General features: G+C 55.1%; 27 protein-coding genes and 1 tRNA gene. 16 read left to right on the top strand and 12 right to left on the bottom strand.

Annotated features, from left to right (window positions below; all coding sequences use genetic code 11):
- Positions 1-186: 186 nt before the first annotated feature.
- The 3 genes from FAP39_RS14630 to FAP39_RS14620 all read right to left on the bottom strand — a co-directional run bounded on the left by FAP39_RS14630 (position 187) and on the right by FAP39_RS14620 (position 1,256).
- The gene (locus FAP39_RS14630; RefSeq protein WP_138017123.1) at positions 187-546 is read right to left on the bottom strand and encodes a MerR family transcriptional regulator; all 360 of its coding nucleotides are present in this window, start codon (positions 544-546) and stop codon (positions 187-189) included.
- Between the two features lie 225 nt (positions 547-771).
- Positions 772-847, bottom strand: a tRNA-Ala gene (locus FAP39_RS14625).
- Between the two features lie 85 nt (positions 848-932).
- Complete coding sequence (locus FAP39_RS14620; protein ID WP_138017122.1) at positions 933-1,256, bottom strand: TIGR02300 family protein; 324 nt, start codon at positions 1,254-1,256, stop codon at positions 933-935.
- A 109-nt stretch (positions 1,257-1,365) separates the two neighbouring features.
- Here FAP39_RS14620 and FAP39_RS14615 point away from each other — a divergent pair, with 109 nt between their 5' ends.
- The gene (locus FAP39_RS14615; RefSeq protein ID WP_138017121.1) at positions 1,366-2,058 is read left to right on the top strand and encodes a M48 family metallopeptidase; all 693 of its coding nucleotides are present in this window, start codon (positions 1,366-1,368) and stop codon (positions 2,056-2,058) included.
- Between the two features lie 31 nt (positions 2,059-2,089).
- A complete protein-coding gene (locus FAP39_RS14610; RefSeq protein WP_138017127.1) occupies positions 2,090-2,740 on the top strand; it encodes a GntR family transcriptional regulator in 651 nt (216 codons plus the stop codon).
- A gap of 57 nt (positions 2,741-2,797) precedes the next feature.
- Here the strand turns inward: FAP39_RS14610 and FAP39_RS14605 are convergent, their stop codons facing one another.
- A complete protein-coding gene (locus FAP39_RS14605; RefSeq protein ID WP_138017120.1) occupies positions 2,798-3,760 on the bottom strand; it encodes an acetyl-CoA carboxylase carboxyltransferase subunit alpha in 963 nt (320 codons plus the stop codon).
- A gap of 64 nt (positions 3,761-3,824) precedes the next feature.
- The gene (locus FAP39_RS14600; RefSeq protein ID WP_138017119.1) at positions 3,825-4,418 is read right to left on the bottom strand and encodes a LysE family translocator; all 594 of its coding nucleotides are present in this window, start codon (positions 4,416-4,418) and stop codon (positions 3,825-3,827) included.
- 82 nt (positions 4,419-4,500) lie between these two features.
- Between FAP39_RS14600 and FAP39_RS14595 the strand changes: the two genes are divergently transcribed.
- Positions 4,501-4,944 carry an Lrp/AsnC family transcriptional regulator gene (locus tag FAP39_RS14595; RefSeq protein WP_138017126.1) on the top strand — a complete coding sequence of 148 codons (444 nt, stop codon included), beginning with the start codon at positions 4,501-4,503 and terminating at the stop codon, positions 4,942-4,944.
- Positions 4,945-4,969: 25 nt separating this feature from the next.
- On the opposite strand, the gene FAP39_RS14590 is transcribed toward FAP39_RS14595, so the two are convergent.
- Together FAP39_RS14590 and FAP39_RS14585 are read right to left on the bottom strand one after the other, a co-directional pair.
- Positions 4,970-5,596, bottom strand: a complete 627-nt coding sequence (locus FAP39_RS14590) for a hypothetical protein (protein WP_138017118.1) — start codon at positions 5,594-5,596, stop codon at positions 4,970-4,972.
- 108 nt (positions 5,597-5,704) lie between these two features.
- Positions 5,705-6,664, bottom strand: a complete 960-nt coding sequence (locus FAP39_RS14585; RefSeq protein ID WP_138017117.1) for an L-malyl-CoA/beta-methylmalyl-CoA lyase — start codon at positions 6,662-6,664, stop codon at positions 5,705-5,707.
- 298 nt (positions 6,665-6,962) lie between these two features.
- Here FAP39_RS14585 and dgcN point away from each other — a divergent pair, with 298 nt between their 5' ends.
- The 4 genes from dgcN (at position 6,963) to FAP39_RS14565 (ending at position 11,217) form a co-directional block, all read left to right on the top strand.
- Positions 6,963-7,964, top strand: a complete 1,002-nt coding sequence (gene dgcN, locus FAP39_RS14580) for an N-acetyltransferase DgcN (RefSeq protein WP_138017116.1) — start codon at positions 6,963-6,965, stop codon at positions 7,962-7,964.
- Positions 7,965-8,034: 70 nt separating this feature from the next.
- Positions 8,035-9,000 (top strand): N-acetyl-D-Glu racemase DgcA, encoded by a 966-nt coding sequence (gene dgcA, locus FAP39_RS14575; protein WP_138017115.1) that lies wholly within the window; start codon positions 8,035-8,037, stop codon positions 8,998-9,000.
- Positions 9,001-9,011: 11 nt separating this feature from the next.
- Entirely contained in the window at positions 9,012-9,875 is an 864-nt protein-coding gene (locus tag FAP39_RS14570; protein ID WP_138017114.1) for a D-amino-acid transaminase, read from the top strand.
- Between the two features lie 283 nt (positions 9,876-10,158).
- Entirely contained in the window at positions 10,159-11,217 is a 1,059-nt protein-coding gene (locus FAP39_RS14565) for a fatty acid desaturase (RefSeq protein ID WP_246059177.1), read from the top strand.
- On the opposite strand, the gene FAP39_RS14560 is transcribed toward FAP39_RS14565, so the two are convergent.
- From FAP39_RS14560 to FAP39_RS14545, 4 genes are all read right to left on the bottom strand, one after another.
- The gene (locus tag FAP39_RS14560) at positions 11,214-12,008 is read right to left on the bottom strand and encodes a DODA-type extradiol aromatic ring-opening family dioxygenase (protein ID WP_138017113.1); all 795 of its coding nucleotides are present in this window, start codon (positions 12,006-12,008) and stop codon (positions 11,214-11,216) included. The two genes, FAP39_RS14565 and FAP39_RS14560, sit on opposite strands and share 4 nt — an antisense overlap.
- A 108-nt stretch (positions 12,009-12,116) precedes the next feature.
- Positions 12,117-12,434: a DUF1244 domain-containing protein gene (locus FAP39_RS14555; protein ID WP_138017124.1), complete on the bottom strand. Its 318-nt coding sequence runs from the start codon at positions 12,432-12,434 to the stop codon at positions 12,117-12,119.
- 29 nt (positions 12,435-12,463) lie between these two features.
- Positions 12,464-12,811 (bottom strand): 5-carboxymethyl-2-hydroxymuconate Delta-isomerase, encoded by a 348-nt coding sequence (locus FAP39_RS14550; RefSeq protein ID WP_138017112.1) that lies wholly within the window; start codon positions 12,809-12,811, stop codon positions 12,464-12,466.
- A 2-nt stretch (positions 12,812-12,813) separates the two neighbouring features.
- The gene (locus tag FAP39_RS14545; protein WP_138017111.1) at positions 12,814-13,557 is read right to left on the bottom strand and encodes an N-formylglutamate amidohydrolase; all 744 of its coding nucleotides are present in this window, start codon (positions 13,555-13,557) and stop codon (positions 12,814-12,816) included.
- Positions 13,558-13,675: 118 nt separating this feature from the next.
- Here FAP39_RS14545 and pyk point away from each other — a divergent pair, with 118 nt between their 5' ends.
- From pyk to rplT, 4 genes are all read left to right on the top strand, one after another.
- Positions 13,676-15,121: a pyruvate kinase gene (pyk, locus tag FAP39_RS14540; RefSeq protein WP_138017110.1), complete on the top strand. Its 1,446-nt coding sequence runs from the start codon at positions 13,676-13,678 to the stop codon at positions 15,119-15,121.
- A 31-nt stretch (positions 15,122-15,152) separates the two neighbouring features.
- Positions 15,153-15,377, top strand: a complete 225-nt coding sequence (locus FAP39_RS14535) for a hypothetical protein (RefSeq protein ID WP_138017109.1) — start codon at positions 15,153-15,155, stop codon at positions 15,375-15,377.
- 108 nt (positions 15,378-15,485) lie between these two features.
- Positions 15,486-15,686: a 50S ribosomal protein L35 gene (rpmI, locus tag FAP39_RS14530; RefSeq protein ID WP_138017108.1), complete on the top strand. Its 201-nt coding sequence runs from the start codon at positions 15,486-15,488 to the stop codon at positions 15,684-15,686.
- A 14-nt stretch (positions 15,687-15,700) separates the two neighbouring features.
- A complete protein-coding gene (rplT, locus tag FAP39_RS14525; protein WP_138017107.1) occupies positions 15,701-16,066 on the top strand; it encodes a 50S ribosomal protein L20 in 366 nt (121 codons plus the stop codon).
- A gap of 97 nt (positions 16,067-16,163) precedes the next feature.
- Here rplT and FAP39_RS14520 read toward each other — a convergent pair whose 3' ends face one another.
- Positions 16,164-17,303, bottom strand: coding sequence for an NnrS family protein (locus tag FAP39_RS14520; protein WP_281280272.1), 1,140 nt, complete (start codon positions 17,301-17,303; stop codon positions 16,164-16,166).
- A 245-nt stretch (positions 17,304-17,548) separates the two neighbouring features.
- Here FAP39_RS14520 and FAP39_RS14515 point away from each other — a divergent pair, with 245 nt between their 5' ends.
- From FAP39_RS14515 to FAP39_RS14495, 5 genes are all read left to right on the top strand, one after another.
- On the top strand, positions 17,549-18,616 hold the full coding sequence (locus FAP39_RS14515) for a Hint domain-containing protein (RefSeq protein WP_138017105.1): 1,068 nt from the start codon (positions 17,549-17,551) through the stop codon (positions 18,614-18,616).
- A 78-nt stretch (positions 18,617-18,694) separates the two neighbouring features.
- On the top strand, positions 18,695-19,768 hold the full coding sequence (gene pheS, locus FAP39_RS14510) for a phenylalanine--tRNA ligase subunit alpha (RefSeq protein WP_138017104.1): 1,074 nt from the start codon (positions 18,695-18,697) through the stop codon (positions 19,766-19,768).
- Between the two features lie 133 nt (positions 19,769-19,901).
- Positions 19,902-22,301, top strand: coding sequence for a phenylalanine--tRNA ligase subunit beta (gene pheT / locus FAP39_RS14505; protein ID WP_138017103.1), 2,400 nt, complete (start codon positions 19,902-19,904; stop codon positions 22,299-22,301).
- A gap of 98 nt (positions 22,302-22,399) precedes the next feature.
- Complete coding sequence (locus tag FAP39_RS14500) at positions 22,400-22,849, top strand: YtoQ family protein (protein ID WP_138017102.1); 450 nt, start codon at positions 22,400-22,402, stop codon at positions 22,847-22,849.
- Between the two features lie 182 nt (positions 22,850-23,031).
- Positions 23,032-23,838 carry a mechanosensitive ion channel family protein gene (locus tag FAP39_RS14495; protein ID WP_138017101.1) on the top strand — a complete coding sequence of 269 codons (807 nt, stop codon included), beginning with the start codon at positions 23,032-23,034 and terminating at the stop codon, positions 23,836-23,838.
- Positions 23,839-23,887 lie beyond the last annotated feature (49 nt).

The raw sequence follows: 23,887 nt of genomic DNA, 5'->3' as shown, positions 1-23,887 counted from the left end.
AATAATCACCGCACACGCGGAGATTTGAAAAGGGCCACCTTAGGGTGGCCCTTTTGCGTTAAACGGGTGGCTTACGAGTTGCGTGGGCTGGCCGCTCTCTCATTGCTGACCAAAATCTATAGATGGGCTTGGCGAGGTGGCACAATCTCAGGTGGGGGTGGTGAATCCCTGGGCCTTAGACTGCGGTCATTCGGTGTGGTGCTTACGTATTTGCCCGCGTGCGGCCCTCAGAAGGCCGATAACACGTCGTGACGCATCGATATGGGTGCGCAGGTCATGGATTTGTTGTCCGATGATCTGGAGGCTCTCCGTGGGATCGCTGTTGAGATCCATTGCCGCAAGCAACTTCTTGAGCTCTGCAATTGGCATGCCGGCCGCTCGAGCATGCGTGACGACGTCAAGTTGCGACACGAGATCTTCTGGATAGTCCCGATAGTTGTTGGTTTCGCTGTCTCCGGGCTGCGATGAAATAAGCCCCTGACGTTCATAAAAGCGGATTGTATCGCGGCTGAGACCGGTGCGCTGTGCAAGTGTTCCAATTTTCATACCAGTTCCTCATGACCATTGACTTATGTCCACTGTACTAAGCTACGAATTGGAATCGGTAAAGTCTCGGATGCCGGTAGGTGGTTGGGTTCATCACCGTTTGGGCGGTCGCGCCGATCAGGCTTTCATGCCAAAATCCCAAATGGGGCAGCGCAATAGAGCTGGTTACGGCAAGTTGTAGAGAGGGAGGGAGAGTGGGAAACAAGATGTCTCATCAAGTGGTATTGGTGGAGCCTAGCGGGATCGAACCGCTGACCTCCTGCATGCCATGCAGGCGCTCTCCCAGCTGAGCTAAGGCCCCAAAACCAACAAGCCTTTCAGCCTGTGCGCGCCTATCTAGGCGTTCGCTGAGGCGGGATCAAGCGAAAAATCCCGCCTCAGAAAAATTAGTTGTCGTCGTCTTCTGATGCGACGTCTGCGATCTCTTCCAACGAGACATTTTCATCGTCATCGTCTTCTAGAACGTCATCGCCAAGGTCCAGATCGACGTCATCGTCGTCCAGTACATCAGCGTCGTCGCCAACGTCTGCTGCTTTTGCCTTGAGCGTTGCCGCATCTTCAGCGTCTGCCGCAATCATCCGGCTCTTGCCAGCTTCCATTTCGATCACTTCGCCTGTGTATGGGCTGACGATCGGGTTCTTGTTCAGGTCGTAGAAACGTTTGCCTGTTGTTGGGCACACGCGCTTGACGCCCCATTCTTCTTTGGGCATGGGTAATCCCCTTTAGATTCTCATGAGTCATGTCGACGGTTCGGGCCAACTGCCATAAGAGTAGCGGTATGTCAAAGGGTATAACGTCAGAGAACCTGCAGGAGCGTGTATGACGCAACATTTTCTCCCCGGTGAGCCGGAAATATTGCTGGTTCTACGTCGGTCGACCCGTGCGCGGCGCATTAGCCTGCGCGTGTCTCGGTTGGACGGGCGCGTCACGTTGACGATGCCGAATGGTCTTCGCGAGAGAGAGGCCTTGGACTTCGCATACGAAAAGCAAAACTGGATTCGTGCGCAGCTTGAGCGGCGTCCCGATCAGGTGTTGGTCACGCTTGGTGCAGAGGTGATGGTCGAGGGGCGCCAGCTGGCCATCGTTGCCGGCACAGGCCGGCGCGTCACGGTTGCGGGTGGCGAGATTGCCGCCCCAGGCACCCGTGAGCGGTCTGGCGCGCGCATACAGGGGTTCCTGAAGCAGCTTGCGCGTGAGCGGCTTGTCGCAGCCTCTGATCGCTATGCACAGCGGCTGGGCAGGCCATATACGCGCATAACCTTGCGAGATACGCGATCGCGCTGGGGGTCGTGTTCGTCGTCAGGTGCCTTGATGTTCAGCTGGCGGCTGGTGATGGCGCCTGCCGCGGTGCTTGAATACGTCGCGGCGCACGAGGTGGCACATCTTGCGCAGATGAACCACTCTGAAGCGTTTTGGCAGACGGTCGAGGCTATTCATGGCCCATATTCAAGCCAGCGGGCTTGGTTGCGGCAAAACGGCGAGATATTGCACCGATACAGGTTTGGCGATTGACGTCTTGACCATTTGTGATCACATTCGACGGATGTTATCATCGCCACGCTCCCAAGATCTATCCAGTTCGGCCCATGATCGGGTTTACCGGCGTTTGCGCTCGCGCATCATGCACGGCGAGATCGAGCCCGGGCAGGCCCTGACATTGCGCGGCATCGGCAAAGAATTCGAAGTCTCGATGACGCCCGCCAGAGAGGCTGTGCGCCGTTTGGTGGCCGAGGGTGCGTTGTTTTTATCCAACTCGGGCCGCGTGTCGACGCCAGAGCTTACAGGGGATCGCATCGAAGAGCTTGCTGCGCTGCGGGCCCTGATCGAGGTCGAGCTCGCCAGCCGCGCCCTGCCGCGTGCCCATATGGCCCTGATTGATCGCTTGCAGGCGATTAACACGAATGTTGCCCATGCTGTCGAAGATCGAGATTCGGTTGGCTATATCCGCAGTAATCTTGAATTCCATCGCACGCTGTATTTGCGCGCGCAGGCACCTGCGATGCTGGCGATGGCGGAAACTGTCTGGCTGCAACTGGGGCCTACAATGCGGGCCCTGTATGGGCGTTTACGCAAGACCGAACCGCCGCATTTCCACCGCCTGATTATCGCCGCTCTCAAAGCGGGTGACGAGCCAGGATTGCGGTTGGCTGTGCGTTCGGACGTCACGCAAGGCTTACGTATGTTGGCGCGCTGAGCAACCGCAGCTTAACACTGATGAAGCTGCGGCGATGGCGATTCTGACAGCCAAATATTAGGCGGCCAGACCCTTGCTGCCCATTTCAAGGAACTTTTGACGGCGGCTTTGGACAAGGTCCTTGGGGCTTTGCTTGTCGAGCTCTGACAGCATCTGTTCGATGGCTTTGCCCACAGATTTGATGGTGTTCATCGAATCCCGATGTGCGCCGCCACGCGGTTCTTTGATAATTTTGTCCGCGACGCCAAGCTTGTTCAAATCCTGTGCGGTCAGGCGCAAGGCTTCGGCGGCTTCGCGCATCTTCTCGGAGTCTTTCCACAAGATGGATGCGCACCCCTCTGGCGAGATAACCGAATATACCGCATGCTCGAGCATGGCGAGGCGGTTGGCTGTCGCAAATGCGACGGCCCCGCCAGATCCGCCTTCGCCGATCACGACGGACACAAGCGGTACGCCAATCTGGAGACATTTTTCGGTGGACCGTGCAATGGCTTCGGACTGGCCGCGCTCTTCTGCGCCTTTTCCGGGGTATGCACCGGGGGTATCAACCAGCGATATGACGGGCAGACCAAATTTGTCGGCCATTTCCATCAAACGAATGGCTTTGCGATATCCTTCGGGGCGCGCCATGCCAAAGTTGCGCTCGATGCGTGACTTGGTGTCGTTGCCTTTTTCATGGCCAATCACGACCACTGGTTTGTCGTTGAAACGTGCAAGACCGCCCATGACCGCATGATCATCGGCAAAGTTTCTGTCCCCTGCCAGTGGCGTATATTCTGTGAACAGGGCTTCGATGTAATCTTTGCAATGTGGGCGCTGTGGGTGACGTGCCACCTGGCATTTGCGCCATGGTGTCAGGTCTTTGTACAGGTCGTCCAGCAACTCGGAGGCTTTGCGATCCAGCGCTTTGGCCTCGTCTGCAACGTCCATTTCTTCGTTTTGGCGTGCCAAGGCACGCAGCTCTTCGGCTTTGCCTTCAATTTCGGCCAGAGGTTTTTCGAAGTCAAGATAGTTGGTCATGAAGCTCTCCGCTGGGTATGCGCAAAGCTATATGACCCTGCGTCGCGGCAATTGCAACTGTGCGCTAGCCCAGAACGACAGGATAAAGCGACAAGACCAGCAAACCAGACATGCTCCAATTGAATAACCTAAGGCGCGCCGGGTTGTTGAGTATATGCCGCATCTGTTGACCCAGCAGAGTCCACACACTGACTGAAGGCAGGTTGATTATTCCGAAAATACCCGCGACCAAGGCGACGGCCCAAAGCGAACGGTCGGGCGCATACAGGGTGATTGCGGTCAGGGCCATGGTCCAGGCCTTTGGGTTGACCCATTGAAAAAGCGCAGCTTGAATAAAGGTAAAAGGCGTGCCGCCGGCCGTTTTTCCATCTGGTGCACCGGCATTGGCAATTTTCCATGCAAGCCACAAAAGATAGGCCACGCTGGCCACCTTGAGAATGGTATAGAGCGGCGGGAACATGTCAAAGACGCCCATCAGGCCGACGCCAACCAGCAAAACCATCACAGTAAAGCCGATACCAATGCCAAGCATGTGCGGGATCGAGCGCGCAAAGCCATAATTAGCCCCCGATGCCATCAACATCAGGTTATTTGGCCCCGGAGTGATTGAGGATACAAATGCGAAGGCGGCAAGGGCTGAGAGTATGTGGTAGGTCATGAAGGCAAGGATAGGTGGAAAACCTTGGCATTGAATTGCGTTATTGTGTGCATTTCAGGATATATTGCAATATATCACGAACATGGATCGGATTAACGAAAATATATTGCGTCACCTTTCGCGCGATGGACGGATCAGCAACCTTGACCTTGCAGAGCGCGTCGGGTTGTCACCGTCGGCATGCTTGCGCCGCGTGCAGGAACTTGAGCGCAGTGGCGTGATCAAGGGATATCGTGTTGTCTTGAACCACAGCGCATTGGGTACGGGATTTATTGCCTATGTGACTGTGGGGCTGAATACACACACCAAGGCCGCTCAGGAAGCATTTGAGGCTGCGATTGCGCGTTCTCCCGAGGTGCGTGAATGCCACAATGTAACTGGTGCATTCGAATATATCCTCAGGGTCGAAGCATCAGACCTGACGGCTTACAAAGCCTTTCACACTGATGTGCTTGGTGTGATTCCACAGGTGGCGTCGATCACGTCTTATGTTGTGATGGGGTCCCCGAAAGACGAGCGCGCCTGAGCGCCACCAAGCTGCGCAGCCACTATCACTCTGACACGGTGCCTATGACGGCGCGCAGAGCAGATTCGGGGGATGTCAAAACAGGAATGCCCAAATCTGAAAGGTTCCGCGCTGCCGTGGCCATGCTGGCTTGTGCGAGCACAACACATCGGGTGTCGTTCTGCGCGACATACGCGCGTACAGCGCCAGCGATGCAGGCCGCAAATGCTGTATGCTCCGCGGCCTCAAACAGTGGCCAGAACTCGCCGAGGTCCAGTGTACGGATTTCAGCCGGATTTTCGACGGCGTCTAGCGCGGCTTGAAGCAAGGTTCGAGATGTGTCCGCGGTGCTTGCCAATGCATACACCAAGAGAATAGGGCCTGACGCTTGGGCCGCCTGTTGCATCATTGGCCGATCAATCCGTATCGCTCCCGCAGTCTCAGCAATTTCCCCGAGGGTTGTACAGGTGCAAATCACAGGGGCGTGCGTGCTGTGAATCGTCGTGCACACATCATCAATCAAGGTCTGGGTGATGCCTTGCGTACGGGCATTCTCTAGCAAGTCTTCTCTCACGATTTGGGTCAGGGTCAGCTCGGGCGCGATTTGATCGCGCAAGGCCTCAAAGGTGGCAACATGCACAGGTGATGTATGCAGCAGTGCGATCTCTGGCATCAGTATTCTCCCAAATCTTATCGTCATGGGAAATACGCGAGACCCGTCGCAAAATGCAACAGGCGGAGCCAGTGGCCCCGCCTGTGTCGTCTTAGGGATCGCCTCAGGTTAGCTACCAGCGATCAATTCTGATTGGGCTACGATGACTTCGGCTTGCTTGATGGATGCAATATCGACAAGGCGGCCTTTGTAAACGGTGGCGCCTTCACCATTGGCTTTGGCTTGTTCCATGGCTGCAAGAATCTCGCGGGCTTCTGCGACGGCTTCTTCGGATGGGGTGAACACGTCGTTTGCAAGAGCGATCTGCTTGGGGTGGATGGCCCATTTGCCAACCATGCCCAATGTTGCCGAGCGTTTTGCCTGTGCGATATATCCTTCGTCGTCCGAGAAATCGCCAAAGGGTCCGTCAACCGGCAGGATGCCATGGGTGCGGCAGGCGGCAACAATCGCGGCTTGGGCCCAATGCCACGGGTCTGACCAATGCTTGGCGCCGTCACGCAGCATGTAATAGTTTTCCTGTGTGCCACCGATGCCTGTGGTTTGCATGCCCATCGAGGCGGCGAAATCTGCTGCGCCAAGGCTCATTGCCTGCAAACGTGGTGAGGAGGCGGCAATGGCTTCGACGTGAGCAATGCCCGCAGCCGATTCGATAATCACTTCAAAGGAAATCGGTTTGGTCCGACCTTTGGCGCGCTCAACGGCAGTCACAAGAGCATCAACGGCATACACATCTTCTGCACAGCCGACTTTGGGGATCATGATCTGGTCCAGACGGTCACCTGCCTGCTCCAGCAAATCGACGACGTCACGATACCAGTAAGGCGTGTCTAGGCTGTTGATGCGCACAGACATGTATTTGTTGCCCCAATCAATCGTATTGAGAGCTTCGATGATGTTGGCGCGCGCGACGTCTTTGTCGGATGGGGCGACCGAGTCTTCCAGATCGAGGTTGATGACGTCAGCCGCAGAGGCCGCCATCTTGGCAAACAGTTTTGTGTTGGATCCTGGGCCAAAAAGCTGACAGCGGTTTGGGCGGGCGGGGGCGTTTGGCTGAAGGCGGAAGCTCATATCGGGCGGACCTCTTTGAAATGAAGTTGCGTGTTTTTCGTGCGTAGCGTTATTAAATTGCGCGCCTGTGTGCAAGCTTATTTTGCGAGTGCGGCATAAGTTGCGCCGCGTTGCGGCGCGCCTCTTTGGTGTCGCTGTGATGGTTCGAGCGGAGGTGGAGGTTTCTATGCAAGTATCTCTTGGAATTCGGCCAGATGGTCGAAGAAACTTGCAAATAATCACGAAATTTAGGTGATATAGAAACGAAATTCACGCGCAATCATCAGAAAATCCCGATAATGACATAAGGATTCTCGCGATGATACAGACCCCATATCTGCTGTTCCTGGGTGACGCGCCCGACCAACTTGCAGCGAAAGTTGCACAAGGCATTAAGGATTGGCGCCCAGACAACGCTGTTGGACAATTCCGCATGGAAGGGTGCAATGCTGATTTGGGGCTGACTGATATGACATTGGTTCAAGCCAAAGAGGCAGGCGCCAAGACGCTTGTGATCGGTGTGGCAAATCGAGGTGGCGTGATTTCTGCCGCTTGGAAAAAGGTGCTGGTGATGGCTTTGGAAGAAGGCTTTGATCTGGCGTCTGGGCTTCACAACTTGTTGTCAGACGAACCTGACTTGGTCGCTGTCGCAGAGGCATGCGGGCGTGCGTTGCATGATGTGCGTGTCCCCGAGGTCGAGTATCCGATCGCGAATGGCATCAAGCGCAAGGGCAAGCGCGTCTTGGCGGTTGGCACAGATTGTTCTGTCGGCAAAATGTACACAGGTCTTGCGCTGGATGCCGCCATGCGCGAGCGTGGCCTCAAATCGACCTTTCGGGCCACCGGTCAGACAGGCATTTTGATCACCGGTGACGGTGTGCCTTTGGATGCCGTTGTCGCGGACTTTATGGCTGGCTCGGTTGAATGGTTGACGCCTGACAATGATGATGACCACTGGGACATCATTGAAGGGCAGGGATCCTTGTTCCACGTGTCCTATTCTGGTGTGACGATGGCGCTGATCCACGGGGGACAACCTGATGCGTTGATCTTGTCCCACGAGCCAACCCGCGAGCATATGCGCGGCTTGCCTGGATACGCGTTGCCAACCTTGGAACAGGTGCGAGACATGGCGCTGTCGTTGGCGCATGTTGCTAATCCGGCCTGCCAGGTTATCGGCGTATCGGTGAACACACAGCACATGAGCGACAGCGAAGCCAAGGCATATCTTGCTGAGGTCGAAGATCGCATGGGTCTTCCCGCCACCGATCCGTTCCGCTTTGGATCAGAGAAACTGGTTGACGCGCTCACTGCGCTGTAATCTTTCGTACAATGTGTCAGAGGCGCCATATGGGGCCTCTGAAATTTACAAACGGATAAGGGGTGGGTCTTTGGAGATTTCAGTCACGCGAGATGTGTTCAAGCTGGCACAGGTGTTTACGATTTCACGAGGGTCACGCACCGAAGCACAGGTTCTGACAGTCAAAATCAGCGTTGGCGGCGTCACTGGTTGGGGCGAATGCGTGCCCTATGCCCGCTATGATGAAACCCTTGAGAGTGTCACAGCCCAGATCGCAGCGCTTCCTGACAGCTTTGATCGCGAGGCGTTGTATGATTTGTTGCCAGCGGGGGCAGCCCGCAACGCGGTTGATTGTGCATTGTGGGATTTGGAAGCCAAACAAGCTGGTAAACCCGTTTGGGAATTGGCTGGGCTAGAGGCCCCAAAGCCAGAGATCACGGCCTATACCCTTTCGCTGGATACGCCGGAAAATATGCGTGCTCAGGCTGCGGAAAATGCATTTCGCCCTCTGCTCAAGATCAAGCTGGGCACGCCTGATGACATGCCGCGTCTCGAGGCCGTGCGCGCGGGTGCGCCGGAGTCGACGATTATTGTGGATGCGAATGAAGGCTGGTCCGCGGACGTCTATGCCGATCTGGCACCGCATTTGGTGCGTCTTGGTGTGGCGCTGGTCGAACAGCCACTGCCAGCCGGTGATGATGATGCGCTGATCGGGATGGAACGCCCTGTGCCCGTTTGTGCAGATGAAAGCTGTCATGACCGAACCAGTTTGCCCAAATTGGTCGGTAAATATGATGTGGTGAACATCAAGCTGGATAAGACCGGCGGTCTGACCGAAGCGCTGCGTCTTCGCGATGCGGCATTGGCGCAAGGTTTTGATGTCATGGTGGGGTGCATGGTTGGATCATCTTTGGCTATGGCACCTGCGACGCTTGTGGCGCAAGGTGCGCTGGTGACAGACCTTGACGGGCCGCTCTTGTTAGCCGAAGACCGCAACATACCATTGGAATTTGACGATGCCGGAGTGCACCCGCCCAAAGCGGACCTCTGGGGCTAAAGGAGACGCGAATGACCCGGACTGTATATGTAAATGGCGAATACCTGCCTGAAACCGAAGCAAAGGTTTCAATTTTTGACCGTGGTTTCCTGATGGCGGATGCCGTGTACGAGGTCACAAGTGTTCTTGGCGGCAAGTTGATCGACTTTGAAGGCCACGCGGTGCGTCTGAAGCGGTCGCTGGATGAATTGGATATGCAGGAACCCTGCACCAAAGATGAACTTCTTGCGATTCACCGTAAGTTGGTCGAGCTCAATGACATCGACGAAGGCATGATCTATTTGCAGGTCACGCGTGGAAGCGACGGCGATCGCGACTTTGTGTTCCCTGATCCGGAAACAACCAAGCCCACGATTGTTCTGTTCACTCAAAACAAGCCGGGCCTCGCTGACAGCCCTGCCTCGAAAAAAGGCGCCAAGATTATCTCGATCGAGGATATTCGCTGGGGACGCCGTGACATCAAAACGGTGCAACTGCTGTACCCGTCCATGGGCAAGATGATGGCGAAAGCAGCAGGCGCGGATGATGCGTGGATGGTCGAGGATGGCTATGTCACCGAAGGCACTTCAAACAATGCGTATTATGTGAAGAACGGCAAAATTATCACGCGGCCTCTGTCCAACGACATTTTGCACGGGATTACCCGCAAAGCTGTCCTGCGCTTGGCGCAAGAAGCGCAAATGGAAATCGAAGAACGTCTCTTTACGATTGATGAAGCCAAAGAGGCTGACGAAGCCTTTACGACTTCTGCGAGCGCATTCGTGATGCCTGTTGTTGAAATCGATGGGGCGATGTTGGGTGATGGAACTCCGGGGCCAATCGCAAAGCGGCTCCGCGAGATTTATCTTGATGAAAGCCGCAAGGCAGCGATTTGATCACCACACATATGTGAGCGCAAACAAAGGCGACGCGATTCGCCTTTGTTTTTCTGTGTGTTGCCGTATGGGCAACTTTTGTGCGGTGTCCGTCGTAAAAATCCCGCGACATTGATCTAAAACCCGCCGACGCTTGCGCCGAGTGCTGGACTTTTCACGTGGTGGGCGCTACGCGTTCCGGCAAAGCTTGTCGAATGGTGCGCAAAAATACGCGTGGCACTGAGGGGCTTGTGTGAATGCTCCGATAGGACAGAGGTTTTCTCTTTTGTCTTTCAGGAAGATTATGAAAGGCAAAAGTCCGTTGAATAGCATGACGCCCCCACCGGCCATCGAAAAAAAGAGCGCTCAAGATTGGGTGCGTACCCTTGCGAAATACCGCGAGCCGAACACAGCACGCAGTTTTCTTGAGATTGCAGTGACCATGGTTCCGTTTTTGGCGCTTTGGGCCTTGGCGTGGTGGTCCTTGTCAATCAGCGGTTGGTTGGCTCTGGGGATTTCGGTCATCAACGCGGGCTTTTTGGTGCGTTTGTTTGCAATTCAACATGACTGCGGACATGGATCGTTCTTCAAAAACCGGCAAGTGTCTGACTGGGTCGGGCGTGGGCTCGGTATCTTGACGGTCACGCCATATGATGTGTGGCGCAAATTCCATTCGGTTCACCACGCGTCTGCGGGTAACTTGGAACGTCGTGGATGGGGCGATATCATGACCCTGACCGTTGCGGAGTACGAGGCGCTGTCCAAGTGGGGCCAGCTTAAATACCGTATGTACCGCCATCCTTTTGTGTTGTTTGTGATTGGTCCGATTTACGTATTTATCTTTGAAAATCGTCTACCGGTGGGCCTGATGAATGCGGGTTCAAAATATTGGGTCAGCTCGATGGGCACAAATGTTGGTATTGCGGTTCTTGTGCTTGGTATTTTGTACTTCGGTGGTGTGGCACCGTTGCTTCTGATCTTTTTGCCAACCGTGATTATTGCAGCGGCAATTGGTGTATGGCTGTTTTATGTCCAACATCAGTTCGAAGGCACAACGTGGAAGCACGAAGAGGACTGGCAGGTTCATGATGCGGCTCTCCGCGGTAGCTCGAACTATATTTTGCCTGCACCGCTGCAGTGGATGACGGCAAACATTGGGATTCATCACGTGCATCACTTGTACGCACGCATACCGTTCTATCGGTTGCCGCAGGTGCTTAAGGACAACCCCGTGTTGGCCACAGCGCAATGCCTGACCCTTCGCGAGAGCTTCTCCTGCGTAAAACTCAATCTTTGGGATGAACAGAGCCAGCGTTTGCTGTCTTTTGCTCAGGCGCACCAGATGCGTTTGCAGGCCGCTTAATCAAAACGGTACCCGGATGCAGTGACGCCACCAAAGATATTTTTTTGGTGGTAAATCCGTGTAGCTTTGGCGTCTTCAGCAGCCCCGAGTGCGGCGAAAATAGGTACAAAATGATCCTCTTGCGCGTGACACTCACGGGCATAGGGGGCGGTTTCCCAATCCAGTAGCGCGTTGGTACGCATGTCGGCCGGTTGGGCCAGAGCATGCCCAAGCCACACGTCAAATGCCTCTGAAGGCACCTTGGCTGCAGGCCCGAACGCACGCAAATTGTGATAGCTCAGGCCAGAGCCGATAATCAGCACACCTTGGTCCCGTAACGGCGACAGTGCGCGACCCAATGCGAAATGGTCTTGTGGATCATATGAGTGGCGCATGGAAACTTGCAAAACCGGGATGTCGGCGTCGGGGTACATGATCGACAGGGGCACAAAGGTGCCATGATCATATCCCTGCCTGTCGTCCATCCGCACCGGCAAGCCCGCTGCAGAGATCAGGTTGGCCGTGTCTTGTGCGATATGTGGCGCACCCGGGGCAGGATAGCTGACGTCATAGGTTTCGTCTGGAAAACCAGAGTAATCATAGATCATGGGTGGTTGTGGGGATGTCATCACCGTAAATGCATCTGCTTCCCAGTGTCCAGAGATGCATAGAACGGCACGTGGGCGTTCCCCGAGCTGTTGGGGAATGGCGGCAAGCGATGCTTCAAGCGGGGCGAATTCGGCTCGCCAATCCGGCATCCAAGGCCATGGTCCGCCACCGTGCGAGATAAAGTATGTGGGTAGGCGCGACATGCGACAATCTCCTGGATAGGTGTTTGGTAAATCCTATCCCGTGCATGTGCGAACGCATAGCTGTGCGCATGCACATCACTTGTGCACGCGCAATGTCATGAGGGTGGTTTAGCCTTTGGCGTCACCAACATTTTCGGCGAATGCGACCTTGAATGCGGCCTGCTTTTCGGGGCTGGCATCTGTTTGGTATGTGGATTTCCATTCATCCATCGTCATCCCATAGTACAATTCGCGGGCCTGCATTTTGTCCATCTCAATGCCGCGCTCGTTTGCCGCCTCTTGGTACCAGCGCGCCAGACAATTGCGGCAAAAGCCTGCCATATTCATCAGGTCGATGTTTTGTACGTCCGTGCGCTTTTCCATCAAATGCTCGCGCAGGGTGCGAAATGCGGCGGCTTCGATCTCGATTTGAGTTTGAGCGTCGATATCCATGGTAAATCTCCGGTGGTTGTGGGCTAAAGCGTGCGTTTGCGATATGTGGCGCGATCCATGTCGACGGGCTCGACGCTGAGGCTGCCAACATCTGGCAAATGCGCGTCCATGATATCAAGCAAGGATTGCGCCAACTGTGCCTTGGCCTCGGGTTCGCGCCCTGACAATAAACGCACAGTGAGATGCGCAAACGTGTTTGGTGTTGTTGCGCTCTGGTGGTTTTCGCAGCAAATCGTTCGCACTTTGACCGCATCCGGGTTGGCGATGAACACAGGGCTTTCGCAGGCGGCCTTGAACAATGCTTTGCTTACGGCGTTCAGGTCGTGTGAATGGGTCAGGTCGGGTGAGTGTTCCAAGACAAGATGTGGCAATGCTAGAGTCCTGACATGGCAAGAGTGTCGGTGAGTGCGCGGGCTAGACGATCTGCCCAAGCGTGTTGACCTGCAGTGTCGACGATCAGGTCTTGGCGAATTTCGACAAGCGCATTCAGCCGCCCATCTCGCAAGGCGTGCCGATCCACCGAGTCGCCGGGCAAGTGACCCGCATACGGCTCGTTATCGCCAACCGTTAAGTCGGGCTCTTGCAGCAAGCGTTCTATCAGAGGCACGCCGAAACGTTCATCTTGCGTGGCGTGCAGAATTCCGACTTCCCAAGGCCGAGGCGCTCGGCCATTCAATTTGGGAGAAAAGCTGTGCATCGCCACAATAATAATGTCGTCCCGTGCTGCAGCCAGCGCACCAACTGCCGCGTGGTAGGGGCGATAGTACGCTTCTTTTCTGCGTGTGATTTCAGCTTCGTCAATATGACGATTGGCTGGAATGATTGTTCCGTCATAGAGGTGCATTACCAGCGTGGGGTCTTCTTCACCCCTGTTCGGGTCGATCACCAGTCTTGAAAAGTTTGAAGCCACAACTGGGGCATCCAGCAACTCGCCCATACGCAATGATGTTCCAAGCGCGCCGACATCATATGCAATGTGACGCTGCATGTCGTGGGGGTCTAACCCCAGGTCCCCCCCGTTTACGAGATCGGGAACGTGATTTGAGGCATGGTCGACGGTGATAAGCCAGCGCGATTTACGCTCTGCGCCATGGATATAGAAGGGGGGATATGACATGTGCGTGTAACTTCCTTTGCACAAGACTTAGGGCAGTTGCCGACCAATTGGAATTGGGCGATAAGGAACAAAACGAGGTTAGCGGTAACAAAATTGCCGCAAAAGCGGAAGACGCAGCATGAGACGACTTAGAAATGTGAAAATCGTTGCCACACTTGGGCCGGCAAGCGAAACGTATGAAATGATCCGCGCGCTTCACGAAGCTGGGGCGGATGTCTTTCGTTTGAATATGAGCCACGGTAGCCACGATGAAATTCGCGAGAAGCACCGCATTATTCGCCAGATCGAAAAAGAGCTGGAAAATCCGATTGCCATTTTGGCCGATTTGCAAGGCCCAAAGCTGCGTGTGGGTGTGTTTGCCAAAGACTCGGAAGAGCTTGAAAATGGCGCTACCTTCCGGATGGATCTTGATGAGTCCGCAGGTGATGCAACACGTGTGTGCCTGCCGCACCCTGAGATTTTCGCGGCTCTCGAGGTTGGCAAGACACTGTTGGTCAACGACGGGAAAATCCGGTTGCGTGTTGAAACCTGCGGCACGGACTTTGCAGACTGCGTTGTGGTGAACGGCGGTACGATTTCCAATCGCAAGGGCGTCAACGTACCGGATGTGGTTCTGCCACTCGCCGCGCTTTCGGAAAAAGACCTTGATGATCTCGAATTCGCCTGCGGGTTGGGCATTGATTGGTTGGCGCTTAGCTTTGTTCAGCGCCCAGAAGACGTGCATCAGGCCCGCAAGCTCGTGCAAGGGCGCGCGGCAGTATTGTCGAAGATCGAAAAACCAAGCGCTGTAGAAGGATTTGATGCAATCCTTGAGGCATCTGATGGTATCATGGTTGCCCGAGGAGATTTGGGTGTTGAGCTGCCTGTGTCTGCGGTGCCTCCAATTCAGAAGCGGCTGATCAGAAAATGTCGCAAAGCGGCCAAACCCGTTATTGTGGCCACGCAGATGCTAGAGAGCATGATCGAGAGCCCAATGCCCACACGCGCCGAAGTTTCGGATGTGGCAATGGCGATCTATGAGGGCGCCGATGCTGTGATGCTTTCTGCGGAATCCGCCGCGGGTGCGTTTCCTGTGCAAGCAGTGGAGACGATGAACAGCGTTGCCATCGAAGTTGAGCAAGACCCGACATATACACAGATCATGGAAGCCTCGCGTCAGGTGGACCGTGCAAGCGTTGCCGATGCCATCGTGTCGGCTGCGCGCGAAATTGCGGAAACCACTCCGATCAAAGCGATCTGTTGCTTTACCGAGTCGGGCACCACGGCCTTGCTGACGGCGCGCGAGCGTCCGCGTGTTCCGATTATCGCGATGACCTCACTGCGTGGTACAGCCCGACGCCTTGCCCTAAGCTGGGGGATCAAATGCGTGATTGTGATCGAAGTCAGCCGCTTTAAGTCCGCGGTGGTGGGCGCTGCACGCGCTGCCACGACGTTGGGCTATGCTGACCAGCAGGATCAGATTGTCGTTACGGCGGGTTTGCCGTTTAATGTTCCGGGCACTACCAACATTCTTCGGGTGGCTCCATGCGATGAGCGTTTGATTTACAACATGGAAAAAGAGTAGCGTCGCCTGCAGGCAGGGGAATGCAAACCATATGAACACGGACTACATACTGGCGATTGGAATGCTAATTGGGGTTTTTTCGATTCCTGCTATGATGTCGGCTTATGCTGACGAGCGTCCGCCGCGGGCCTCGATGGCGGCGTTCATTCTGGCCCTGTCATTGATGGTTCTTGCGTATGTGCGCCAACCGGGCGGATACACATTGACGGATTTGCCGAACGTGGTTGTCACGGTGATTGCAGATATCATCAATTAACCTCTTGCCGAACTGAAGTTTGCGACGTATACGGCGCTTCTTACCGCGCGACCGGCTTAAGTGGCATGCCGAGTCGTGTTTGAACCGACGACTAAAAAGGAGACGGAAATGCCCAAAATGAAAACGAAGTCGAGCGCCAAAAAGCGCTTTAAGGTGACTGCAACTGGCAAAGTTATGGCCGGACAAGCAGGCAAACGCCACGGCATGATCAAGCGTACGCGCAAGTTCATCCGTGATGCACGTGGCACGACAACTCTTTCTGCCCCCGACGCCAAAATCATCAAGGGCTTTATGCCCTACGACCGCTAAGAGGAGATTGAGATATGTCCCGAGTTAAAGGTGGAACAGTCACCCACGCCCGTCACAAGAAAGTCGTAAAAGCCGCTAAAGGTTATTACGGTCGCCGCAAAAATACCTTTAAGGTCGCAACGCAGGCGGTAGACAAGGCAAACCAATACGCAACACGTGACCGGAAACAGCGCAAGCGCAATTTCCGCGCATTGTGGATCCAACGGATCAACGCTGCTGTCCGTTCGCATGACGAAGCGCTGACATACTCGCGCTTTATCAATGGTCTGAACCTGGCCGGCATCGAAGTCGACCGTAAGGTTCTGGCTGATCTGGCCGTCCACGAGCCCGAAGCATTCGGTGCAATCGTTGTTCAAGCTCAGGCTGCATTGGCTGCCTAAGCACTTGCGATACGAAGAATTTGAACCCCGTCAGCGATGCTGGCGGGGTTTTTTGTTGCCTAATGCTATGATGCCCATGCAGTGGCTGCGTACCGATCTATTTGGCGCGCGGGGCAAACATGATGGGTGCAAAGCGCACTGCAAATAGGCCAAATCCCAAAATCCAGAACGCGGCAGAAAGATGCAACAGGGCCGGCGCGTCGGTGAGCACGGTTGCGGCAATGCGCAAGAGCGCCGCGATTGGCAGCGACGTCAAAAGAATGCGTTCCGCCCATCCAGACATAAGCGGGAGACCTGAATGGCCCAAACTTGCGCGTGTCATGACCGTGAGGGTCATCGTGCCGATCGCTCCGGCTGTCCAAGCGTGTAGGCCAGCTGTGATCGGAATTTCGGGTAGGAATGTGGCAAGACCCACCAGCAGAAATCCAAGCGGGATAAAGGCATAAGCCACATGTAGCATCATCAGCATGGGTTCGGGGCGCACTGCAAACATCCGCCAGCGTGATAGGCGAAGCAGTTGCATCGCTGCTGTCATCAGGAGTGCCGCACCGGTTACGGGCTGGTCGGGTGTAACGGTCCATATGGCCATAGTCGCTCCTGACGTTACCAGCGTGGCCGCGTCAAATGTCGAGAACTGTTTTGGGGCGGGGGACAAAGATCGCGCGTTCATCCAGTTGCGGGTAAACGCGGGAATGATCCGCCCGCCGATCAGGGATAGCATCATCAATATCAGGGCAAGCCCTGCGCGCACGCCATATCCAAAGCTGGCTGCGCCCTCGCGTGCGGCCTCAATGTGAAAGACCCCGTTTGCCAGTAGAAATGCTGCCACCAAACCAATGACCACATAGTTGCGGCGGTTGCTTGCCGCAAAAACTTCGCGTGCGGCCAACAACGTGAACAACAGGGGAAACAGCAGGTCTTGCGTTGCGAGAAAGACAGGACCCGCACCAATGTCGTAAGTTACCGCCCAACGCCCTAATGCCCACGCCACGATCAAGCCCCCCAAAGGAGCACCGGATATCGGCGTGCGGCCCGTCCAGTTCGGAATTGCTGTCAGCAAAAAACCACACAGAACTGTGTTGCCGAATCCGAACAGAAGCTCGTGAACATGCCAATCTAACTGGCTCCAAGGCATGTCCCAGCTCACGGTTCCTGAGATCATCAAAATCCAAAGCCCCAAGGACGCAGCCGCCCAAATTGTGGCTAGTAAAAACATCGGACGAAATCCGGCACTCATAAATGGAAATGAACTTTGCATGGGAAACCCTTCTGGTACGCGGCACCTGAATCACTCTGGGCGCAAGGGTTCACAAGAGGGCAAAAAGTCTCGGGATGCGGTACAAACAAAATTTGCCTTGGGATGGGCCTGTGAAAAACCCCAATTCGTCGCAAATCTTCCTCAATTTAAAAATATACCGAACTTTGGCGCCTCAAATGGGGGAGGGGCCATTGTGGTGATTTACAAGGTTTTGGGAACAACCTATGGCGCGGATCAGCGAACTACATTATTCGAACGCCTATGCGGCAAGCTCGGGGATCAGTGAATTCCTCGAGGTTGCTTTGGGCGTGAATGACGATCCTGCTGACTTCACCGTGTCGTTTTATCAAGCCGATGGAACCGTTGGGCTTGAGCTGCCTCTGGACCATCCTGATGTTCAGGTTAGTCTTGATCCAGACAATGGCGAGATGGTGTATGTCATTTCCGCCGACTATTTCAACATAGCGCTGACCGATCCAGATGGTGGAGGGTCAGGAAATTACGAGGCCTATGCTCTGACAGACACCGCCTCTGGGTATGTCGTCGATTTTTACGATATTGGGGGAGGCACCCAACAGATCACAGCCCTAGACGGTGCCGCAGCAGGCGCAACATCAGAGAACTTAACAGTTTTGGTGGGGCCAAATTCGACCACTACCACCTTACAGTTTAACCAACCTGATCCTGATGTGTTGACGCATGATACAATCGGGGCTGGCGATACCGGAATCGCATGCTTTGTGAAGGGTGCGCTTATTGATACGCCAGATGGTCCGCGTGCCATTGAAACCTTGGCTGTAGGTGATCAGGTGTTGACCCAAGACAATGGTGTGGCCGTATTGCGTTGGATCGGGAGCCGAACAGTGCGTGCAAAAGGTGAATTCGCGCCTGTGCGTATCGCCAAAGGCACCTTGGGCGCATTGCGAGATCATTACGTATCCCCCCAGCACCGAATGTTGGTGACAGGATGGCAAGCTGAACTATTGTTTGGCGAGTCTGAAATCTTGGTGCCTGCAAAAGCATTGGTTAACGATCAAACCGTGCGCATCTCTCCGCGGCACGAGGTCACGTATTTCCATCTCTTGTTTGATGAACATGAAATTGTCACAGCCGATGGGGTGCAGAGCGAAAGCTTCTATCCCAGCGAGATGGGGATGAATGGGATCGCACAACAGACCTATGGCGAGGTGATCTCCCTGTTTCCAGAACTCGCGCCACTTGGTGCGGGCTATGGTGCAACCGCGCGTTTGGTTGGCACAGTCCGAGAAGCGGGGCTGTTGGCGGTCTCCTAGGGGATGCCGGACTTGCATTCAGGGCCTGCAAAAGTTAGCAGGGCGGGAACAAATGCAAAGTCGATGGTGGACCCAAAAATGGAAGATCTGCGCAACAAGTATCTCGAAGCGATTGCCGGTGCTGGTGATGAGGCCGCGCTAGAAGACCTGCGTCTTCAGGCCGTCGGCAAAAAAGGCGAAGTGGCCTTGAAGATGCGCGAGTTGGGTAAGATGACCCCGCAAGAGCGGCAGATCATGGGGCCAAAGCTGAATGCGCTCAAAGATGAAATCAATAGTGCGCTCGCGGGCAAAAAGGCCGCCATGGCCGACGCAGCACTTGATGAGCGTCTGCGGACCGAATGGCTTGATGTGACTTTGCCCGGGCGTCACCGCCCCCAAGGCAGCATCCACCCGATTTCACAAGTGACAGAAGAAGTCACCGCGATTTTGGCCGATATGGGGTTCTCGGTGGCCGAAGGGCCGCAGATCGAAACCGATTGGTACAACTTTGATGCGCTGAATATTCCGGGTCACCATCCGGCACGCGCAGAGATGGATACGTTCTATACGCATCGTGCCGACGGCGATGATCGCCCGCCACACGTGTTGCGCACGCACACGTCGCCCGTGCAAATCCGCACGATGCAAGCCCAAGGCGCGCCGATTCGCATCATCGCACCGGGCCGCGTGTATCGCGCCGATTATGACCAAACCCACACCCCCATGTTCCATCAGGTCGAAGGCCTTGCCATCGACAAAGATATCTCCATGGCGAATCTGAAATGGGTGCTCGAAGAGTTCTTTGCGGCCTTCTTTGAAATTGATGGCATTAAAACCCGTTTTCGCGCGTCGCATTTCCCGTTCACGGAGCCCTCTGCCGAGGTGGATATTCAATGCAGTTGGGTTGATGGGCAGCTCAAGATTGGCGAAGGCGACGACTGGATGGAAGTTCTGGGGTCCGGCATGGTGCACCCCAAGGTACTGGCGGCTGCCGGCGTGGACCCGAACGAATGGCAGGGCTTTGCCTTTGGTATGGGGATCGACCGTATGGCGATGCTGAAATACGGTATCCCCGATCTGCGCGCGTTCTTTGACTCTGATTTGCGCTGGTTGCGCCATTACGGGTTCGCCAGTCTGGACCAACCCACCCTGCACGGTGGGCTGAGCCGGTGATACGCCAAGCTGCCCTGTGGAACCAAACCAAAGCTGATGCCGCGCAAGCGAGCGTCGCCGCCGTTACTCTATTTTTTGACCAAGCTTCGTTGCCGACCAAGCAAACAGCGACGAAACAATTGGGGATTAAACTATGAAATTCACTCTTTCCTGGCTGAAGGATCATCTCGACACAGAGGCGAGCCTTGACGAAATTCTTTATGCGCTCACCGATCTTGGTCTTGAAGTCGAAGACGTGACAAACCCAATGGACCGGTTGAAAGACTTTACCATCGGCAAGGTTCTGCATGCTGAAAAGCACCCCGATGCGGATAAGCTGCGGGTGTGCAAGGTGGCCACTGACGAAGGTGAGCTTCAGATCATTTGTGGTGCCCCCAACGCCCGCGAAGGCATCACAGTCGTTGTTGCAAAGCCCGGCGTGTATGTGCCTGGTATCGATACGACGATTGGTGTTGGCAAAATTCGTGGCATCGAGAGCTATGGCATGATGGCGTCCGAGCGCGAGATGGAATTGTCGGACGAACATGACGGCATTATCGAGCTGGCCTCGGGCGAAGTCGGCGACCGGTTTGTGGATTGGTTGGCGCAAAATGATCCGGCCAAAGTGGACGCGATGATTGATATTGCGATCACGCCTAATCGCCCCGACGCACTTGGGGTTCGCGGCATCGCACTGGATTTGGCCGCGCGCGGCCTTGGCACCATGAAACCAGCAAAGACAGCGGATGTTGCGGGCGCTTTCCCGAATACGATCAATGTCACGATCGCGGAAGATGCCCTGACGGACGGGTGTCACGTGTTTGCAGGGCGCTTGATCAAGGGCGTCAAGAATGGTCCAAGCCCCGAATGGCTTCAGGATCGGCTGCGCGCCATTGGCCTGCGCCCGATCTCGGCGTTGGTCGATGTGACCAACTTCTTTACCTATGATCGCAACCGTCCGCTGCACGTGTTCGATGCGGACAAGGTCACTGGTGACCTGCGTGTGCATCGCACTTTGGGTGGGGAAACACTCGTTGGGTTGGATGAAAAAGAATACACCTTTGGCGCGGGCCAAGTGGTTATTTCTGACGATACTGGCGTAGAAAGCATTGGCGGCATCATGGGTGGCTTGGCGACCGGCTGTACCGATGAAACCACAAATGTGTTTGTCGAGGCCGCCGTCTGGGACCATATCCAGATTGCGCATACGGGGCGTGCCCTGAAGATCAATTCTGATGCGCGCTATCGGAATGAACGTGGGATTGACCCAGCCTTTAATATGGAGGCGCTTGATCTTGCCACGCAGATGATCATCGACCTGTGTGGCGGCACCCCGTCAGAGGTTGTGGTCGCAGGCGAAGTTCCTGACGTGAGCCGCGCATACAAGCTGGATACGGATCGCGTGCAATCTCTGGTTGGCATGGAAATCCCTGCCGAGGAACAACGCAAGACGCTGTCCGCGCTGGGCTTTGTGCTGGATGGCGATATGGCACAGGTGCCAAGCTGGCGACCAGATGTGCAAGGCGAGGCAGATCTTGTCGAAGAGGTCGCGCGTGTCGCATCGTTGACCAAGCTGGTGGGCCGGCCCATGGCGCGCGTCAAAGCAGGTGTGCCCAAGCCTATTCTGTCGCCAATGCAGCGTCGCGAACAAATTGCGCGCCGCACGACCGCTGCGCTGGGCTATAATGAATGCGTGACCTATTCGTTCATTGATAAAGCATCCGCTGGCTTGTTCGGCGGTGGCGATGATGCCCGCAGATTGCAAAACCCGATCTCAAACGAAATGAGCGACATGCGCCCCGACCTTTTGCCGGGCTTGCTTCAGGCGGCTGCGCGCAATCAGGCACGCGGGTTCTCGGATTTGGCCCTGTTTGAATGCGGTCCGGTGTTCCATGGCGGCGAACCTGATGATTTGCGTGTGCAAGTCAGCGGCTTGCTGGTTGGGAAGTCATTGGCCAAAGATGTTCACGGTGAAAGCCGTGCGATTGATTTATTTGATGCTAAGGCAGACGCCGAAGCTATTCTTGCGGCCATGGGCGCGCCAACCAAGGTTCAGGTGCTCAGAGGTGCCGAAGCATGGTGGCACCCGGGTCGCCATGGCAAAATCTGCTTGGGTCCAAAGAAAGTGCTGGGCGTGTTTGGCGAATTGCATCCGAAAACGCTTGAGACGATGGGTGTCAAAGGGCCTGCTGTGGCCTTTACGCTCTATCCTGCGGACATCCCATTGCCACGCAAAAAGAACGCCACACGACCTGCGTTGCAACTGCGTGATCTTCAGGCTGTTGAACGTGATTTCGCCTTTGTGGTCGACAAAAATGTGGATGCGCTCAAGATTGTGAATGCCGCCATCGGGGCCGACAAGGTGCTGGTCGAAGAGGCGCGCGTCTTTGATGAATTCATCGGCGGGGCCTTGGGCGATGACAAAAAGTCGATCGCCATCACTGTGCGTCTGCAACCGACAGAGAAAACTCTGAAAGAAGCAGAGATCGAGGCCGTCGCGGCCAAGATCGTGGACAAGGTCACCAAAGCGACTGGTGGTATCTTGAGAAGCTAAATGAATTCTATGCCGCGCAAGCATATCCAACCGGATGCGCTGCGCGGTATCGACAAAGCCGAAGTGAACATCCCTTGGGCCCATGTGGAGGACGAAACATGACGTTAAAGGTATACCTGTCGGGAGAAATCCATACAGATTGGCGTGACCAAATCATCAGCGGATCAGCGGATCTTGATGTGGTCTTCAGTTCGGCCGTGACTGATCATGACGCAAGTGACGATTGTGGCGTGCGCATTCTGGGGCAAGAACCCGACAAGTTTTGGCACGATAACAAAGGCGCCAAGCTTAATGCGATCCGAACCCGCAAGGGGATCGCCGATGCGGATGTCGTCGTGGTGCGTTTTGGCGAGAAATACAAACAATGGAACGCTGCGTTTGATGCGGGCTATGCTGCTGCGTTGGGGAAATCCCTGATTGTATTGCATGGCGGCGATCATCAGCACGCCTTGAAAGAGGTCGACGCAGCTGCATTGGCTGTTGCCCAAGCACCATCCCAAGTCGTGGAAATTCTGCGCTATGTTGAGACAGGCGTACTGCCGGGTTAGCCTCGGGCGTGTGTTGCAGATGTGCGGGGATTGATGAGCCAATTTTCCCCTCTGATATTTGGGCGTACAGTGCAATATCGGCGTAGAAAGCAAACATGCTCACGCAGTGTTTGCTGAAACAGGTCTTGCATTGTAGCCAAGGCTGTTTCTATGACTATTCAAAGGTTTTCTAGGAGCGAACGATGGAAGATGTAGTGCAACAAGTCGGTGCGTTAGGGCCACTTGCGATGGCGGCGATCAAGGCGCTTATCCTGTTGGTGGTGGGCTGGACCGTAGCAGGTATTGTGAGCGGTTTTGTCCGGCGGCGGGTCAACGCGCGCCCCGAAATTGACAACACGCTGGGAAATTTTGCCGCCTCGATAGTGCGCTGGGTGATCTTGCTGATTGTATTGGTCGCGGTGCTGTCTCTCTTTGGTATCGAGGCAACCTCCCTGGTCGCTATGATGGGGGCTGCAACGCTGGCAATTGGTCTGGCGCTTCAGGGGACGCTTAGCGATCTGGCTGCCGGGTTTATGTTGATCTTGTTCCGCCCTTATAAGCTGGGTCAGTTTGTGGATATTGGCGGGACATCGGGCACAGTCAAAGACTTGAATCTTTTTGTGACCGAATTGGTGACACCTGACAACGTTCAAATCATTGTGCCAAACGGTCAGGCGTGGGGCGCGGTGATTACGAACTTTTCGCACCATGAAACCCGCCGCGTCGATTTGGTGTTTGGAATTGATTATGGGGATGATGCCGACCGTGCGATGCAGATCATTCTGGATCAGGCCGCTGCTGATGGGCGTGTTAAAACAGACCCGGAGCCATGGGTGCGTGTCACCAACCTTGGCGACAGTTCTGTCGATATTACAGCGCGCCTGTGGTGTGACGCTGCGGATTATTGGGAGCTGAAGTTTGGAATGACAAAAGCCGTCAAAGAGGCCTTTGACCGCGATGGCGTGTCTATTCCATACCCGCATACAGTGGAAATTCACAAAGACGCATAATCAGCGATTTCGATGTGAACACAGAACAGGGCATTGTACAAATGCCCTG

The organism is Shimia litoralis (genome assembly GCF_005518135.1).
GTDB classification, from domain to species: Bacteria; Pseudomonadota; Alphaproteobacteria; order Rhodobacterales; family Rhodobacteraceae; genus Shimia_E; species Shimia_E litoralis.
Note: the sequence above shows the minus strand (reverse complement) of the source record. Positions and strands in the feature narration are given on the sequence as shown.